The sequence below is a fragment of the Ruegeria atlantica genome, from assembly GCF_001458195.1.
Lineage (GTDB): Bacteria > Pseudomonadota > Alphaproteobacteria > Rhodobacterales > Rhodobacteraceae > Ruegeria > Ruegeria atlantica.
The window spans coordinates 16,099-32,800 of the sequence record NZ_CYPU01000042.1; the positions used below are offsets into that span (position 1 = coordinate 16,099).

At 52.7% G+C, this 16,702-nt stretch carries 13 protein-coding genes; 3 read left to right on the top strand and 10 right to left on the bottom strand.

Annotation, left to right across the window (positions count from 1 at the left end):
• Positions 1-3 precede the first annotated feature (3 nt).
• Genes RUA4292_RS14430 through RUA4292_RS14435 form a run of 3 tightly spaced genes read right to left on the bottom strand, consistent with a single transcriptional unit; the run spans position 4 to position 2,893 of the window.
• Entirely contained in the window at positions 4-1,248 is a 1,245-nt protein-coding gene (locus RUA4292_RS14430) for an FAD-binding domain-containing protein (RefSeq protein ID WP_058278258.1), read from the bottom strand.
• Positions 1,245-1,385 (bottom strand): DUF2256 domain-containing protein, encoded by a 141-nt coding sequence (locus RUA4292_RS25545; RefSeq protein ID WP_082637120.1) that lies wholly within the window; start codon positions 1,383-1,385, stop codon positions 1,245-1,247. Before RUA4292_RS25545 ends, RUA4292_RS14430 begins: the two co-directional genes overlap by 4 nt.
• Positions 1,382-2,893 (bottom strand): FAD-binding domain-containing protein, encoded by a 1,512-nt coding sequence (locus RUA4292_RS14435; RefSeq protein WP_058278246.1) that lies wholly within the window; start codon positions 2,891-2,893, stop codon positions 1,382-1,384. The genes RUA4292_RS25545 and RUA4292_RS14435 overlap by 4 nt, the downstream gene beginning before the upstream one ends.
• A 760-nt stretch (positions 2,894-3,653) precedes the next feature.
• Here RUA4292_RS14435 and RUA4292_RS14445 point away from each other — a divergent pair.
• Positions 3,654-4,100: a thiol-disulfide oxidoreductase DCC family protein gene (locus RUA4292_RS14445; RefSeq protein ID WP_058278248.1), complete on the top strand. Its 447-nt coding sequence runs from the start codon at positions 3,654-3,656 to the stop codon at positions 4,098-4,100.
• 174 nt (positions 4,101-4,274) lie between these two features.
• On the opposite strand, the gene RUA4292_RS14450 is transcribed toward RUA4292_RS14445, so the two are convergent.
• The 3 genes from RUA4292_RS14450 to RUA4292_RS14460 form a co-directional block, all read right to left on the bottom strand.
• Complete coding sequence (locus RUA4292_RS14450) at positions 4,275-5,492, bottom strand: ABC1 kinase family protein (protein WP_306346066.1); 1,218 nt, start codon at positions 5,490-5,492, stop codon at positions 4,275-4,277.
• Between the two features lie 108 nt (positions 5,493-5,600).
• The gene (locus RUA4292_RS14455) at positions 5,601-6,074 is read right to left on the bottom strand and encodes a DUF427 domain-containing protein (protein WP_058278250.1); all 474 of its coding nucleotides are present in this window, start codon (positions 6,072-6,074) and stop codon (positions 5,601-5,603) included.
• A 188-nt stretch (positions 6,075-6,262) separates the two neighbouring features.
• Positions 6,263-7,381 carry a pyridoxal phosphate-dependent aminotransferase gene (locus RUA4292_RS14460; protein ID WP_058278251.1) on the bottom strand — a complete coding sequence of 373 codons (1,119 nt, stop codon included), beginning with the start codon at positions 7,379-7,381 and terminating at the stop codon, positions 6,263-6,265.
• A 41-nt stretch (positions 7,382-7,422) separates the two neighbouring features.
• On the opposite strand from RUA4292_RS14460, the gene RUA4292_RS14465 reads away from it, so the two are divergent.
• Positions 7,423-8,178 carry an N-acyl homoserine lactonase family protein gene (locus RUA4292_RS14465; RefSeq protein WP_058278252.1) on the top strand — a complete coding sequence of 252 codons (756 nt, stop codon included), beginning with the start codon at positions 7,423-7,425 and terminating at the stop codon, positions 8,176-8,178.
• A 48-nt stretch (positions 8,179-8,226) separates the two neighbouring features.
• Here RUA4292_RS14465 and RUA4292_RS14470 read toward each other — a convergent pair whose 3' ends face one another.
• From RUA4292_RS14470 to RUA4292_RS14485, 4 genes are all read right to left on the bottom strand, one after another.
• On the bottom strand, positions 8,227-8,955 hold the full coding sequence (locus tag RUA4292_RS14470) for an SDR family NAD(P)-dependent oxidoreductase (protein ID WP_058278253.1): 729 nt from the start codon (positions 8,953-8,955) through the stop codon (positions 8,227-8,229).
• 763 nt (positions 8,956-9,718) lie between these two features.
• The gene (locus RUA4292_RS14475) at positions 9,719-10,843 is read right to left on the bottom strand and encodes an ABC transporter permease (RefSeq protein WP_058278254.1); all 1,125 of its coding nucleotides are present in this window, start codon (positions 10,841-10,843) and stop codon (positions 9,719-9,721) included.
• Positions 10,844-13,543 carry a ribosome-associated ATPase/putative transporter RbbA gene (gene rbbA, locus RUA4292_RS14480; RefSeq protein ID WP_058278255.1) on the bottom strand — a complete coding sequence of 900 codons (2,700 nt, stop codon included), beginning with the start codon at positions 13,541-13,543 and terminating at the stop codon, positions 10,844-10,846.
• Positions 13,540-14,535 carry an HlyD family secretion protein gene (locus RUA4292_RS14485; RefSeq protein ID WP_058278256.1) on the bottom strand — a complete coding sequence of 332 codons (996 nt, stop codon included), beginning with the start codon at positions 14,533-14,535 and terminating at the stop codon, positions 13,540-13,542. Before RUA4292_RS14485 ends, rbbA begins: the two co-directional genes overlap by 4 nt.
• A 270-nt stretch (positions 14,536-14,805) precedes the next feature.
• On the opposite strand from RUA4292_RS14485, the gene RUA4292_RS14490 reads away from it, so the two are divergent.
• Positions 14,806-16,509, top strand: coding sequence for an alkaline phosphatase family protein (locus RUA4292_RS14490; protein WP_058278257.1), 1,704 nt, complete (start codon positions 14,806-14,808; stop codon positions 16,507-16,509).
• Positions 16,510-16,702 lie beyond the last annotated feature (193 nt).

The following is a 16,702-nucleotide window of genomic DNA, read 5'->3' on the forward strand; positions in this document are numbered from 1 at the left end:
CAGCTATGGCCTTGGTTGGGTGGCCAGGTTCAATTGGCTCAAAAGCGATGGGATCTTCTTTCGAAGACCAAAGAAGCCTGCCCTTGCATGAGGCCATGTTATCGTGTCGTGGGGTCGTATTATCCGGTTCAAAGACAGGCCAGCGTCCCTCAACAGAGGTTCCGCACGATCCAGTCGTGACCGAGTGGGGCCGACGGGCGCATAGGCTGTTGCAATGGTTTTGACACCGGTATCCCGCGCTGCCTCGATCAACGGATCACTCCAGTCCTCGGCGGATTGCACGCGCTTTCCGTGAGGTTCCAGGGCGCTGTTCATCGCGCCTTCGGCAAAATCCGCTACAGCGCCTGCAATCGGATTTGGAGACCGACCATGCGTGGCCAAAAGTCCAATCGCGGCAGCAGGCGATGTCGGCATTAAGCTATCGGCTGACAGATCATCCTCGGTCAACAGCATGAGGTAAGGGCCCTCTGGGGGCTCTTGCGGAGTCAAAAGCGGAATAAGCGGGTGTTCTGCTGTCTCGGTCAGAGGTTCCGCAAATTTGGCGAGGTTTTTTGGTTGAAACCGTCCTTCGGTGTATTTGGCAATATTATCAGGTCGCGCGAGGTAGGTTTTGCCTTTTGTGTGCAATCCGCCAACCCACCGCCAGCTCAGCGTGTTCGACGCGGGATCGCCATCCAGCAAATGCCGCAAAAAGAAGTCCGCGCCAAGCTGCCAGGGTATGTGGAGCGTAAAAATCCAGGTTGATGCAAACCACATGCGCGCATGGTTGTGGAGGTAACCGGTCGTCACCAGTTCCCGCGCCCAATGATCGAAACAGTCGATGCCGGTATTGCCGTTCACTGCATCGTTGAAACGGGTCTCTAAGCCCTGATCGAATTTTAGTCGCTCTAAAGCACTCAACAGATCCCGCTGATAATGTGTCCAGACGCTGGGCCTCTGTTCCAGCCAGCCCTTGAAGTAAGTGCGCCAGAACACTTCTTGAACGAACTTCTCCGCCGCGTCGGAATTATGGGACGCTAGTACAGTTGCCAGTACCTCTTGTTCCGTTATCAAACGGTGGCGCAGCCAAGGTGACAAACCCGATACATTGCTGCGTTGATCGGTCCCAAAATCGTAGTTCCGCTTACCTGTATAATGCCGACCGGCGCGTCCCACGAACTGCTTCAGCCTTTTAAGGCCACTGGTTCGTGTGGGCTTGAAACTGATCGTCTCTTTCGCTTCCGCAAGTTCTGGAAAAATCTCGGTCATGTGGCCGACCTGCATTTCTTCGAACAGTATTTCACTTGATCCCAAACGTTTTCCCATTTCTTGCGCCAGGTGAACGGGCGCTTGCAGATCGGGCAGATTTTCTGGGGCAAATCGGCTTTCTTCCGCATCCTCATCATTGGTCCCCCAAAGGCAGGCCGAGTTGCTCTTGATCTTGAGCCGACCGCGCATCTTTGCGAGCAGTCCGCCTGGTCTTTCGGCTCGCGTGCTTTGCCGCGATGGCTTGCGCTTGGGCGCGAAACTCAGTGCTCCGGCGGACGCCCCATACCCGCTCGCGCGCGGCTTTGGCTGCTGCGAGATGGTCAAAAACACGCTCTGGATAATGCGCTCCGATGATTTGTTTCCCATCTTGGGCTTTCCAGGGTTCGTGGATGTACCGATCCGAAATATGGGCCAGTTCCGGCAACCATGTCCGAATGAACACCCCTTCTGGATCCTGATCATAGCCCTGCTTAACTGGATTATAGATGCGCACGGTATTGATGCCAGTGGTGCCTGATTGCATTTGCACCTGACTCCAGTGAATGCCTGGCTCATAGTCCGTAAACATGCGCGCCAAATGCTCACCCGGGGCTCGCCAATCCACCCAAAGATGATAGCTCGCCGTGGCCATCACCATCGCGCGCATCCGAAAGTTGAGCCACCCCGTCGCTTGCAATGACCGCATACATGCGTCCAAAAACGGATATCCCGTTTCGCCTATGGACCAGGCAGCCAATAGCTCGCAATCTGGCGCTTTCGGTCGAAGCCCGTCGTAAAGGCGATGCAGATTTTCAAACTCGATCCGAGGTTCATCCTCAAGTTTCTGAATAAAATGGCAATGCCAATGCAACCGGCCAGAAAACGAGCGCAGCGATTTACGCCAGTCCTTTGCTTGCGGCGGCAATTGGCGTATTTGCCTTTCAGTCGCTTGCGAGACCTCGCGCATAGAAAGCGCGCCCCAAGCCAGGTGGGGCGACAGCCGCGAACACGCAACGGCTCCCTCCAAAGGGCTGGACATCTCGCGTTGGTATCTTTTGCCTCGGTATGTCAGAAAGCTGTTCAGCCGCTCCAAACCCGCAGCTCGTCCACCGGCTTGACGACCAACGCACAGATCATCCAGCAAGCCGAGGTCGCGCGCCGTGGGAATATACCCTGGTTCTATATCGATATGTTTCAGCGCAACTGGTGACGAAACGGGCAATGCCATAAACCTGTCCCACCGTTCCGCCCAGCCGTCGCGAGACTTGAGCCTGCGAAAAACGCCGTGGTTTTGCACTTCGTGCCACTGCACACCATGATCCCTGCACCATGCTGCGACCTGACGGTCCCGCTGATACGTCCAATTGTTCCCTGTTTCCTGGTGTGACCAAAGTAGGTCGACTAGACCACGATCCTTCAACTCGGATAGGACCGACACAATCTGCCCGGTGCGCACAACAAGAGGCTGGCCAAGTTCCCCAAGGTCTTTTCGAAGTCCGGCGATTGTCTCAGCAACAAAGTTCCACTGCCGTGTTGACGCGTCGGGTTGCTGCCAAAGCTCCGGTTCAACAACATAGAGTGGCAAAACTGGCCCGACCTCAGACGCCTGCGAAAGTGCCGGATGATCATTTACCCGTAAATCCCGTTTGAACCAAACGACCTGCACAATACCTCCGTTCTTCGAGGTCTATACGTATGGCCACAGAAATTGGATCTTTGTTTCAACCACCTCTCCACTTCGCTGTGGGCGCGGCCTTTGCGCAGGCGCCATCGGCCTTCGGCACTTGAAGGTCGGAAGTTTCCGCGAACTCATTGATGAGCGTCTGGCCTGGAGAATGAGACCTTGGCGAAAGTGACATAGATTGGTAACGGCTCTGAGCCCTAAAACACCATGCCAAGAACCGGGTTGGCCCAACTTTAGTTTGTTTGAACTCTGATTTCTGAACACAGGTTAAAGAGACCACCACAACGACCTGTACGCCACCGAGCACCGTGAGCGCGATTGGCAGCGATCCCCAGAACATCTACCCCCAATGCACCGTTAATGGGAGAAAGCTAAATCTAAACCGAGTCATCTCGTTTGCGCATTGAAATCGGTAAATTAGGCTCATGCAGCATTTAGCCTCGTCGATCATTCGATACGGAAACCACTGAATTTATTTGATTGCCGTAGTCAATTTTTTGTGGCGGCGAATTTTAAGCTCTCTTCAGCAAACCGCGAGATAACTACAAACCTCGCGCACTATGCAAAAATTTTGCCTATACGCCTGCAATTTGAGCAAAGCTGCCGTTAACTATGACTTGCGGCATCCCAAGTTGCGGCTTCATAGCGTATCTGTGTTCCACGACTGCCCCATTGTTTCTTTGGTTTTCGCGCTAACTCTCACGAGCGTACCGGCGAAACCCAATGGGCAAGGTCAAACAAAATGCACAAAACGGACAATGCTGAGTTTGCACTCACATCCGATGACGCCGATCAACCGCACACTACGGTGTACTACGATGGATCATGCCCGCTTTGCTCCGTTGAGATCGGGCATTATGCTTCTTGCAAGGGCGCTGAACACCTGCGGTTTGTCGACGTTTCAGAACCCAATGCTCGTGTTGGTGCAAATCTAACGCGGCAAGAAGCGATGGATCGATTCACTGTGCGCCGGCCAGATGGAGAACTTGTGTCCGGTGCGCGCGGGTTCACGGAACTCTGGGGCACTTTACCCAAATGGCGTTGGCTGGCGCGTCTGGCAGGCTTACCCGGGGTAACGTCCCTGCTGGAACTTGCATACCGAGTTTTCCTGCCCTTAAGACCGAAGCTTTCGAAGATCGCCTCTTGGTTCGGAGCGAAGCCGGTTAACAGGACAAATTCGTCGACATGATAAACCTAAACGATGGGCATTTCTAATGGCTGGATTGGCTCTTCAAAGGCGTTCTCGAATCCGCGTTTGGCAACATTCGCGCCGTATTCACACTTCGTCTTGGGTTGGTCACGCTGATCAGTGACGCAGGTTTGTAATTGTTCGGCTTGTTGGTTTTGAGTGAATTGGGCTAGTTCAGATGACGTACTTTTCAAGCAGCATCTTCACGGGCAGCGAGGCATTCAATCGAGTAGCCAACAGAAACATTCCCCCAATCTTTCGCTGAAGGTAAAGAACGTCCATTGGCACCTGGGGTGGGATATAGCCGACCTCGACCAGGGCCATACTCTCTTTGTTCAGGCGGTGGGAAAGCGTTAGGTCGGAGAAATCAAATTCATTCGCAGATAGAATTGCTTCGAAAACGCTGCGGATCATTCCGAGGATCCGGTCGTCAAATGGGCCATCACCTTCAATAAGCTTCAGTTGTATGGCAGCCTTACGAAGCGCCGCGCCGTCTTCAAGCAAACCGGCGCGCAACAGATCCACGTATCCATCTATTGCAGATGGTTGCAGTGCGCGTGCCGCGCCAAAATCCAAGAGACCGATTTTTCCATCGGATGGGTTGTATCGGTAATTGGCAAAGTTTGGATCGCTCTGCATCATACCGAACTCAAAAACCTCGCGCAGCGTGAGATTGACCAAGGCCTCTGAGACTCGATTGCGTTCCTCGCTTGTCGCATCACTCACGGCCTCGATAGGGCGACCTTCCAGAAAGGACATCGTCAGAACTTCTGGCGTGCTCCAATCTGCATAGAACTCTGGGATTTTAAACGCTTCATCGCCCTGCAATAGGTCAGCAAAACAGCGCAGATATTGCCCCTCGCGTTCATAGTCCGTTTCATCATGTAATTGACTGCGCGCCTCTTGGATATACGGAGCCAGATCAAAGCTTTGGGGAAGCAGACCTGACATGCGAACCAGAGTGGCAACGTTGGCCACGTCGCTGTCGATACTGCTCGCGATACCGGGATATTGCACTTTGATCGCCACATCGCGCCCGTCTTTCAATGTCGCACGATGTACTTGCCCAATGCTCGCTGCCGCTATGGGCCTAACGTTAAAATCTTTGAAGGATTTTCGCCAATCTGCACCCCAAGCTCGGTTCAGGACGTCACGCAATTGTTTCGGTGGCATGAAATGCGCCTGATCTCGTAAACGCGCCATGATGTCAGCCAGTTCAGGCGGCAAGACCTCACCTGCATCCATCGAAATCAACTGACCCACCTTCATCGCGGCGCCTCGCATGCGAGCAAGTTGATCCGTGACTCGTGTCACGTTGCCGGGTGTCATCAACAAACCACGCATATCGGGTCGCGCGCCGCGGCCGATCTCTCTTAGGGCGCGTGCTGCCATGTTCCCCGCAATGCCTGCCGTCATGCTGCTTAAACCGGCAACACGGACCAAACGGCTTGTAGGAACTGCCAAAGGGGTTGGTGAGGATTTAGGGTCGGTCATCAATACTCACCAAAATTCCGTGCCCGGAGCGCCTTTTATGCGACCCTTCAAGTTTTCGGTGACCCAACCTCCATAGAAGTCCCCGGGTTGCGGGATCACCCGGTACTCACCAACAAAACAAGCGTCCATAAGTCCGGCGTAAAAGGCGAGATAGCCCTTAATCCGTTCAAATTTGATGGTTGGTGCAGCATAACTCCACGCAGCTTTCTTAGCCGCAGCTGCCCCGCTCTGAACGTCCCAGTCGCTCGCAACACCCTTCCACTCGCAAAATGATCTACCCGAGGCCTTTGTCAGAACGGCATCAATGGCTTGCGGCGGAATATAATACGTGGGGGCGTGGTGGGTTTCGAGAACCTGAAACGCCTGATCGGTTTCCACGATTGTTTGATTGCCGAGCTCGATCCGCACTCGATGAGGCACTGCCCGCAGCGCAGGTGGTCGCGGATATTCTTGGACGTTTGCAGTTGTCCAACCTGTCATTTCGAACCTTGGGTATGAATCAGTTGTTCCATCTTCGAACTAGCGCGCCGACAGCGTTATTCTAGCGATAGAGCTTTCAGCGTATGGCAGGTGAACTTGCACCAAAATTGGGCTTAGTGTCAGCTTGGGACGGGCAACGTTATTTGACCGACTTTGCAGCCCGAACCGTCGAAATGAGTGTCCTAAATCTACCAGTTTGCCAATAGTTCGCCCATGCGCTCTAGGCCAAGGTCGAGGTTGGCAGCAGCACCTCCCCCCACACCCAGTCGGATGTGGTTCTGCATCCCGTAAGACGAACCCGGTAGTAGAAATGTCCGATAGGGATCGGCGAGCAAGCGTTTGGCGAACACGTCGCCATCAATCCCATCGAGCCGTGCCAAACCAACTAATCCAGCCTGAGGTTTGACCCAATCGAGGTTGGGCTGATCGGCAACAAACCTATCCAGGCGTTCCAGCATTTTCATCCCAGCTGCCCGTGCAGTTTTCAAAGCCTGATTATATCGGTCAGACCTCAAGGCGATTTCGGCGATGACTTCGCCAAGAATATTCATAATTTCGCTCGAGTTTTCCCGCAGAATAATAGCGTCCCAAATGAGATCTGAATCACGGTATATCATCCAGCCGGTGCGTAGCCCCTGGAGCCCCAGTGCCTTGGAAACGCTGCCCGTCGTGATACCCCTTGGATACAAACCAGCAATCGAAGGGGCACGGGACCCGTCCCACTCCAATCCCGCGTAAACCTCGTCAACAACCATCCATGCACCTACGCGATCTGCGATTTGGACAAGCCTTTCCATCTCTGCTTGTGTCATCAACTGCCCGGTGGGGTTACTGGGGTTGGTCATAAAGATGAGCCGCGTGCGCGCTGTTACTGCGGCCTCAACTTTGTCGAGCGGCAATACCCAACCAGCACTCTCTTCGCGGTCGACAACTTTTAGCGTCGCGCCAACTGCCTCTGCCAATACGCCCGCTTGTGGCCAGCCCGGGCGTTCCGTTACGACTTCGTCGCCCGGTTGGACCAATTGCATGAATGCAAGATAATTGGCTTCCGCGGCGCCGGCGGTGATCAAAACGTTGTCTGGCTTGCAAACATCAGACAAGCCGGCGCGGTCCAAAACATGCCGTCGTAAAGCAGGTAGACCCCGAAAGCTCTTTTGGTTCCAATCCAACGGCAGCGCTGGATCCAGCGCATCCATGAACTCACCCAAACGCGGCGACTCGGACAAGGAAAACCCAACGAAAGCTTCTGGATCCGCTTCCCTGGTATCCAGTAGGTATTGAAAAAGTGTGTGTATCTTGACTTTCATGCTCTACTCAAAATCTTTGTAGTCAATCAGGGAGAGAGTCTGTGCAAGCAGAGGGATTTGTCAAAGGGCGACCGATTGACCTTGTGGTTTTGGACTACGGGCTGTTCAAGGTCCATTCCACTGGCCGCATCATAGGTATCTGCGGGTTTCTGATCCGAACAGATTTGGGAGAAGCAATACTCATCGACACTGGATTTCCTGAAAAATACGCCATTGATACCAACGCCGCGGTCAAAGAAGATCGATTGTTCGAGTTTGGCGAGGTTCTGAAGTGCGAACCAGATAATCTGCCACGCGCACAGCTGGCAAAACTCGGGCTTATTCCGTCAGACATTACATTACAGATTTGTACGCACTCCCATATCGACCATATCGGTGCATTGGGCGACTTTCCAAACAGTCCCATTCTCATCTCCTCTGCCGAGCGAGCCTTACCTCGCCCCTTGTATTGGGGCGATATGCGGCCGATGGAATGGCCCGAGCAGGATTACCTGGTTATTGATGACGACGTAGAGATTGGGCCGGGTATCTTCGTTTTGATGGCACCCGGTCATGCGCCTGGCCAGATCGCGGTAATGGTCGATCTTCCGTCGGGGGCGATTTTATTGACCAGTGATGCGATTTCCCGACCAGCAGAAATCGACGAGAAGTTTGCCGGGTCTTGGGACGAAGATGCAGCAATTGCCAGCGCAGACAGGTTGATGCTTCTGGCATCCGAGCGTGATGCCTTTGTAATCTATGGGCATTGTCCAAAGCAGTGGGCTGTTCTGAAGAAAGCACCAGAAGTCTACAGCTGATCCCACCCCTTGGACCATTTTTCCGGAAAGTGATGTCGCACCAAAGAATTATCTGACGTCGCGCCCTTGGTTCAGAATAATCACATTCCCACTGGAAACATCCCCTGCCGGTGAAATGAGAAAACCAACCCAAGAGGCGATTTGCTCAGGTAGCATCGCATGACCATGTGGCATGGCACTAACGGCTTTCTTCAAGACTTCCTCGGTCAAGACATTGAACAACGGTGTCTCAGTCATGGCAGGTGCCAGAGAATTTACACAGATTTTATCCTGTGCGTATCGACGGGCGAGGTCTTTTGTAAGGGTATCCATCGCTGCTTTTGACGCGCGGTAGTGCGGAGGGTCGAACACATCGAAATTGTAAGCACCGTTCGATGAGATATTTACAATCTTTTTGATGCCTTCGCGTTCTAACATCAATTGGACCGCTTGCTGGCAACAATGGAATGCAGAATTAAAGTTGATTGCCATCTGCTTTTCGAGCTCCTCGGGCGGAATGTGCGGGAAGTCAGACATAAAGCAGGTGCCAGCGTTGTTTACCAAAGCATCCAGACCTCCATGGGCTGTCCTAATGCGCTCAAACGTTTGAGCCACGGCCATAGGATCAGTTAAGTCAACGTAAATAGGTGTGAAGTCCGAACTAAATTCTGATGCCAGTTCGTTCAGACGCTCTTCTTTGAGGTCCAGACCAATCACATGCAATCCGTTTGTCTGCAATTGGCGGCAGATGGCCTGCCCCATCCCTCCCGCGGCGCCGGTCACAACCGCTGTCTTCATGGTAACTCCTCCTACCTAGGTATGATTTGGGATACTTCGAATTAAAGAAGGAAACTCATAACCCTTTTTTCTGAAAGCGGCGAAAGCCAATTTCGTTTAATTCAGTGCACTTCCGTTTTGGGCTCAAGCTAGACTTTGCAAAGTCAGCTTTCTGCGCATCGCAGACCTTCGCGAGAATCCAAGGTTCCTTAGGGAGGCCCTTTGTGGGATTGAGCAATGCAAAGGGCCATAACCGCGACGACTAAGCCATAAACTGATTGAATTCGTCGCTAATGCAGACAAACGCGCAGCGCAAAACTATGGGCGAACTACGCAAACTTATGGGGTGCGCGAAGTGTTATGCGCAAACCTACAAAATCTGTAGGGACGCGCATAACGCTGCATTCCTCTCATTGATTTTATTCAAAAAATCTGGGTGCCGTCGCCCATAATTTTGCACAGCAATTGCCCATAAGTTTGCGCGGTTCACCATTCGCGCTCAATTTTCGATTGTCGTAGTGTGGCTCGATCAACTTGAACGCACCAAAACTCAATCAATAGTGCATTTTGACTAGAATGATTCAACCCAAAACCGAACAACACACCTCAATTGCGAGGTTGTAGTAGATCCCTTTCAATGTAATGCGGCCAAGTCGGCCTTCTCGCAGGCAGCCAACTAGTACTTTGGCGACATAAAAAAGATTGTAGGGACGCGCATTTCCAAACTGTCTTCAGAGGCAGATCAGCTAGCGCTCCAATCTGTCAAAGCCAACAGATTGGAGCGCTAGCTGATCTGAGCAAGAGAACGCCGAAAAAGCCGTAGGCTCATTAGTAACAAAGCAATTCCTAACAACGTCATCCAAACGAATTCCGGCCAGACAGTTTCAATACCAGCGCCTTTGAAAACAATAGCCTGACTTGCTGACATGTAGTGGCGTGACGGCAGAACCAAAGTACCTGCCTGCAACCAAGCCGGCTGACCTTCAATTGGGGTTTCCCCACCTGACAGCATTAGCATTGGCAGCACAATCAACATGACCAGAAGCGCGAACTGCGCCATAGAGCGCGCGATGGTTGCCAGAAACACCCCAAGCGCCGTCGCAGTAAAAAGAAACAACGCCGTGCCAACCAAAAACAACATCTTGGATCCAGCGATACTGATGCCCAAAGAACCCTGCATCACAAAGGTTAGTGAAAGACCAGCGGCGACCAAAACCACTGCTGCATTCGCCCAAATTTTGGCAATGGCAATGTCAAAAGGAGCAAGCGGCATGGCAAGGAGATGTTCAATAGTCCCGTGCTCTCGTTCTCTGATCATCGCAGCTCCGGTCAAAATAGTTGTGAGCCACATGATCTGGCCAATCAAAGCAACGATACCAGCAAAACGTACAGTATCTCGATTTGGGTTGAAGGCGCTTCTTAGAATGACACTGATTGAGGGAGCATCAACTAGATCGATACCAATTGCATAACGATGTATTTCAGCGTTCAAGATACTGGTGATGTAGTTTGCACCAATACCGGCCTGTTCCATTGCGGTTGCGTCAATAAGAACTTGAATCTCCGGACTGCGTCCTGCGCGCAGATCCCTTTCGAATCCGGGGGGCACAGCCACAACGAAAATAAAGCGCCCAGCATCCATGTAAGCAGGTCCTTTTCCGGGTTCGATTTGGACGACCGGTTGGAACTCTGGTGGGAAAAACGCTGTGGCAAGTGCTCGAGAAAGTGGCGAGTCGTCTTCATCCGCAAACGCTATCGAGGCGTTGTTTACAGAACTTGCCACTCCCGTTGCTTCCATGATTGGGGCCAGCGTGAAAGACCAAACCAATAATGCCATCATCACCCAATCACGGCGCAGGCTCATCACTTCCTTCAAACCTAGCCAGAATATGCAGTAGAAGCGCTGCATTCACTTCTCCTGCGCCAGAAGACATAGGGCTGCGATCAGTGTCAGAACTGGTCCGAAGCAGGCGAGGGCCAGAATGTCCGGCGCAAGGGCCTCCCAACCCAAACCTTTAGTGAAGGCACCAACGTTTAGGTGTAGGAAATATGAGGAAGGCCAAAGTGAGCCCACCACTTGTGCGCCTCCTTCAAGCGTTGAAACAGGTTGCAACAGGCCTGAGAACTGGATTGTTGGGACAACTGAGGCGATGGCAGTTGCAAATGTCGCGGCCACCTGACTGGATGTCATTGTAGCGATCAACAGCCCGTAGGATGTCGTTGCCCAAACGTAAAGAAGGGCACCAACAGCCAAAGGGAAAGGATTTCCTTTTAACGGCACCCCGAAAAGAAAAACGGTCATTCCGGCCAAAAGCAGAAAGTTTGCGTAGGCGATCAAAATGTACGGAATTTGTTTGCCGACTAGAAATTCAAGCCGCGTGGTTGGTGTCACGTAGAAATTGACAACTGACCCCAGCTCTCGTTCCTTTGCTACGCTTACGGCAGTCAAAACAGCTGGCAACATAATCAGTAAGATAGCAGGCATTGCCGGAGCCATCGCGGCGATGCTTTCAAAGCTCTGATTGTAGCGAAACCGGGGTTCGATCCTGGCGATATCTATCTGGCTTTTGCCATTGTTAAGGGCATATTCCGCGAGAAATGATTGGTGCAATCCGGAAACATAACCTTCAACCGTCTCACCCTTAAATGGGATAGCGCCGTCTACAGTTGCAAGTATCTCGGTCGGTTCACCCGTACTCATCTTTCGGTCAAAGTCAGGTGGCAACTCAACAACCAGAGAGACCTCACCTGCCACTAGACGGTCGCGCCCTTCGCGAGCGCTTTGCAGCGGCGATGTGGCTTTAAAGTAGGACGATCCGGCGAATTCAGCCGAATAAGCACGACTCTCCGGCCCCTGAGAAAGGTCAAGTACCGCGAATTCAAGCTCATCGATATCCAGCGTAATTCCAAAGCAAAAAACTAACATTAGAATAGCAGAACCCAGAAACGCGAAAGCCAGACGCACTGGGTCGCGAGCTACTTCAACGGTTTCGCGCCGCGCATAAGCCAATACACGAGAAAACGCTCCTCCCCGGGCATGGGATCTGGTCCCAAAACCCACCTCTGGCGCGACAACAGAGACTGGTTTTTCTGCTGCTTCCAATATCGAAATGAACGCGTCTTCAAGGTTCTCCGCCCCTTCAACAGCGATCAGTTCAGCCGGAGTACCTTCCGCTAGAACTCTACCAGCATGCATAAAAGAAACGCGATCACAGCGTTCCGCCTCACCCATGAAATGAGTGGATACAAAGATCGTTACCGACTCATTTCGCGACAGCTCTATCAACAAGTCCCAGAAAGAATCGCGTGCCTCTGGATCCACACCGGATGTTGGTTCGTCGAGTATTAGCACCCGCGGACGGTGGATCACCGCTACGGCTAGCGAAAGTCGCTGTTTGATCCCTAGGGGCAGTGCCGTCGCCAACGTATGCCGGTGCTCCTCGAGCCCAAAGCGCTCAGTGAGCTCCGAAACACGTTGTTCACGGTCGGCAATTGCAAATATCCGCGCATGCAATTGTAGGTTCTGATTGACCGACAACTCGCCATACAAGGAAAAGGCCTGGCTCATGTAGCCTATTTCACGCCTCATTTTTCGGTCATATGCATCGACAGGGTTGCCAAACAGCAGTGCTTCACCTGAGCTGGAAGGTAACAAGCCAGTCAACATCTTCATTGTCGTGGACTTGCCGCAACCGTTTGATCCTAGAAACCCGAATATCTCTCCGCGATTGATTGTGAAGTCGACGTTGTCTACGGCCGTGAAATCACCAAAGCGTCGTGTCAGTCCACGCGCAACTATCACTGGGCTTGCTTCTATCTGTTCATTCTTCTCGTTTTTCCCCGCCGGTTCGACGGGCAACTCCCGTGCTCTCAGACGCCGATATGCAATTTCGAGGTCGACATCACTCCCTTTCAATTCGGCGGGCTTCCCCTGAAAGATGACTTGACCCGCGTCCATCGCGACAATCCGGTCAAACCCGTCGGCTTCTTCCATGTACGCCGTCGACACTAACACCGACAGTTCAGGGTTTTTTTCTCGGATTGCGTCAATCAAAGCCCAGAATTGCCGACGCGACAACGGGTCGACCCCGGTCGTTGGCTCATCCAAAACCAAAAGTTTGGGGTCATGGATTAAAGCACAGCAAAGGCCTAGTTTTTGCTTCATTCCACCCGAGAGTTTGCCCATCAGACGGTCTTCAAACTGCGCAAGCCCTGTCGCAGCCAATAGCGCTGCTATACGGTCATCCCGCTCTGAATGCCCTTGAGCAAAGAGACCTGAGAAGAACTCGAGGTTCTCGCGTACAGACAGCTCCGGATACAGGTTTCGACCCAGCCCTTGCGGCATGAAAGCGATGGCTGGGCAAACGCTGTGTCGATGGCCAGAATCGCCAATCGGGCCGCCTAAAACGTCGATATTGCCGGATTGCAGTTTCTTTGCGCCGGTGATCAAACCAAGCAGTGTAGACTTTCCCACCCCATCCGGCCCGATAAAGCCAACGAGCTGGCCGCCTGGCAGTTCCAACGAAACTGAATCCAATGCAACATGCTTGCGATAACGGTGCGTAACACCTGAAATGTGAATATCGCAGGCGTCATCCTCTACTCTCATTCGAACAGCTCTTCTGGGATGCGTTGTTCAAGCGCCTCAGGCCAAGCAGCGGCTGGGTTCAGCCGGATCACCGCGACACCGCGCAGACCGGTTTTGACGTGCTCAATCCGACTTTCAACCAAGTCTATTGGGATACGGACGCGAACGCGAAAAACCAGTTGCTCTCGCTCATCCAGGGTCTCGACCTGTTTGGGGGTGAATTGTGCCTCGGGAGAAACAAAGCTCACGTATGCAGGTATCGCATATTCCGGCAAAGCGTCGAGCACGATGCGAGCCTCAGCTCCAATGGGCAAAAGTCCAGCCTCACGCGCCGGAAGAAAAACTTCCATGTAAACATTCTCAAGGCCAAGAATAGTTAGGATTGGTTCGCCCGCGCCAACCACCTCTCCGGGTTCTGCGAGCCGGTAAAGCACGCGTCCGGGCAAAGGTGCCACTAGAGCGCTGTCTTCAATCTGTGCCTCAATCCTGCGCACTTCCGCCTCAGCGGCAGCAATACGGCTTTCTGCGGTTGCAACTCGGGCTTTGGCGGCGCCCAATACTGCTGTAGCAACCTTATGAGTGGTATCGCGATCTTCAAAAATAGTTTTGGAGATATTTTGTCCTGCCAGCAACGCCGTGGCACGATCAAGCTCTTGCTCAGCCCTGCGCTGTTCGCTTTCGCGTTGCACAACGAGCGCATCTGCTTCGGCCCTTGTCTGATTTGCCAAGGCTACTTCGGCTCTAGCCCGGTCCAGAGCGGCAGATAGCTCGTCTATGTCCATTTCGGCCAGGATTTGACCGGTTGCAACCATACTGCCCTCTGTTGCCGTTACCTTCGCAACCCGTCCTGCACTAGTTGGTGCTATTTCGACTTGTTCCGCTTCAACCCGTCCGTTTCCTTGCACAAACCCGACCGGCAATTCATCGCCATCCTCGGCAACAACGATATACAGCAACGCACCAGCAACTACTAAACCAGCCAAAATAAGAAAAACCGATAGGTTTTTGGTCATAGCGTTTCACCTGAAACAGGGTTTCTGGCGCAGAGTTTAGTGTCTCAAAAGACTCAAAGCCTTGTTTTGGATCAAAACCGAACCGGGCACCTCAGTTCCAAGCAATCGTTTGTATGAACAACGTTTTGGGTGTTGCAGGTTCTTTCGCGATAGGTCGGAAGAAGTAGACTTGAAGCGTTTTTGTTATCAGTTTGGTATTGAAACGGGTTGTTCTAGCGCGCAATTGCGGTCGCCGCCAACCTGCTGCGCAATACAGCGAAAGGAAACACTATGACCAAAACACTGAGAGCTTGTTTGTCTTTGTGGTTGGTTGCAGTCGCTCCTGCGTACGCACAAGAACCTCCTCGTCTCGTTTTGCAGCTGACCGTTGACGCGTTTCGGGGCGATCTGCCGACACGCTACTTTGAGAATCTTGGGGAGGGTGGCCTTAAGTATTTACTAGAAAACGGTGTACACTATCTGGACGCCCATCATTGCCATGCCAATACAGAGACTGTTGTCGGGCACGCCACCTTGGCGACCGGGGCAACACCGGCAGTGCACGGGATGATCGGAAACATATGGTTCGACAGAACCTTGGACCGCGTTGTTTACAACGTTGAAGACAGCACCGCTCCGCTTCTTGGAGATGGCGCTGGCGTCAATGACGATATTGAAATTGACCCAACACAGGCGGCAGCTGGCACAGATGGGCGGTCACCACGCGCTATGCTTGTTACGACGCTTTCGGACGAATTAAACGCTTCCACTGCTGGTGCGGCCAAGGTCTTTGGAGTTTCAATCAAAGACCGTGGGGCTATTACAATGGCGGGACAAAGCGGCAAAGCCTTCTGGTTCTCGAAAGCCGCAAATCGTTTTGTCACAAGCTCGTATTATTACGACAAATACCCTGATTGGGTTTCTGTCTGGAATGACGCATCGCCGAGTGCCTCATTTGAAGGAACCTCTTGGGAATTGATGCACCCAAAGGAAACCTATCTCTTTGGCGACCGTGACAACCAACCATGGGAGACGGATGTCGCCGGGTTCGGCATAACCTTTCCTCATCGCTACTCTTCGACGCAAAATGGGTTTGACCCACTAGAAAATCCCTACTTTACGACCTTTTTAACGCTTAGTCCCGCTGGCGACGATCTGACGGCGCAATTTGCCAAACGATTGATTGATGCCGAGGATATCGGGCAAGACGCGGTAACGGATTATCTGGCGATTAGCTTCTCGTCCATGGATTACGTCAACCATGTGTTTGGCCCCTCCAGTCTTGAAGCCGAGGACACGATATACCGCCTCGATCAGACTCTCATGAATCTCTTCGCGTTTATCGACGAACGGATTGGGCTGGAAAACGTTTTGATTGTTCTATCGGCGGACCACGGCACCACCGATGCGCCGGGCTATTTGGAGAGTGTTGGCATCCAAACTGGCCTTGTTGCTCCGGACACATGGGACCCGACGGAACAGATAGTCAGGCTTAAGGAGCGGTTTGGGATCACCGGGAAATTGCTTGAGGGTTATAATCACCCCTATCTCAATATCGCCCCCGAAGTATTGGCTCGCCGTGATATTGATTTACCCACGCTGGAGTCAGCTATTGCAGAAGAGCTTCTATCCTTTCCCGATGTGGCATTCGCCGTCCCCAGTACGGCTATCGAAGCAAACCTCCTGCCCGATACCGACATCATGCGCCTGATCCGCAACAACTATCATCCGACCCGATCCGGGAACATATACGTAGTCTTCAAGCCCGGCTGGTTCATCGCAGACTTCGATGGTCTGTCCGTTACATCCACCCACGGGTCGCCGTGGCGCGGTGACACACATGTGCCGATTATCTTTGCTGGCTCGAACTTAAAACCGCAACGGGTCGCACGCCGGGTTTGCACGACTGCTCTCGCATCCACACTGTCTGCATTGTTAAGCACGGCACGTCCTAATGGTGCGAGCGGTGAGGTACTACAAGAAGTCTTGGATTAGAGCGCTGTGAAGCGCGAGGCCTGATATTGAAGCAAGTTAGACCAGACCGCGACGGCATCGTCCACAACGCGATCCGCATATTCGTTGCTTCTTGGCAGATACGGCACTCGCCCAACGCAGCACTCTTTAGCGTACACAAATGCTGATCAGAACTTCACGGAACATAACGTTCCGGCTTCGGAGACTGAATACT

Coding starts and splice junctions, on each gene's coding strand:
- RUA4292_RS14430 (WP_058278258.1), bottom strand. CDS start 1,248: ATGACCGAGATTTTTCCAGAACTTGCGGAAGCGAAAGAGACGATCAGT.
- RUA4292_RS25545 (WP_082637120.1), bottom strand. CDS start 1,385: ATGATGAGGATGCGGAAGAAAGCCGATTTGCCCCAGAAAATCTGCCCG.
- RUA4292_RS14445 (WP_058278248.1), top strand. CDS start 3,654: ATGCACAAAACGGACAATGCTGAGTTTGCACTCACATCCGATGACGCC.
- RUA4292_RS14450 (WP_306346066.1), bottom strand. CDS start 5,492: ATGGCAGCACGCGCCCTAAGAGAGATCGGCCGCGGCGCGCGACCCGAT.
- RUA4292_RS14455 (WP_058278250.1), bottom strand. CDS start 6,074: ATGACAGGTTGGACAACTGCAAACGTCCAAGAATATCCGCGACCACCT.
- RUA4292_RS14460 (WP_058278251.1), bottom strand. CDS start 7,381: ATGAAAGTCAAGATACACACACTTTTTCAATACCTACTGGATACCAGG.
- RUA4292_RS14470 (WP_058278253.1), bottom strand. CDS start 8,955: ATGAAGACAGCGGTTGTGACCGGCGCCGCGGGAGGGATGGGGCAGGCC.
- RUA4292_RS14475 (WP_058278254.1), bottom strand. CDS start 10,843: ATGCAGCGCTTCTACTGCATATTCTGGCTAGGTTTGAAGGAAGTGATG.
- rbbA (WP_058278255.1), bottom strand. CDS start 13,543: ATGAGAGTAGAGGATGACGCCTGCGATATTCACATTTCAGGTGTTACG.
- RUA4292_RS14485 (WP_058278256.1), bottom strand. CDS start 14,535: ATGACCAAAAACCTATCGGTTTTTCTTATTTTGGCTGGTTTAGTAGTT.
- RUA4292_RS14490 (WP_058278257.1), top strand. CDS start 14,806: ATGACCAAAACACTGAGAGCTTGTTTGTCTTTGTGGTTGGTTGCAGTC.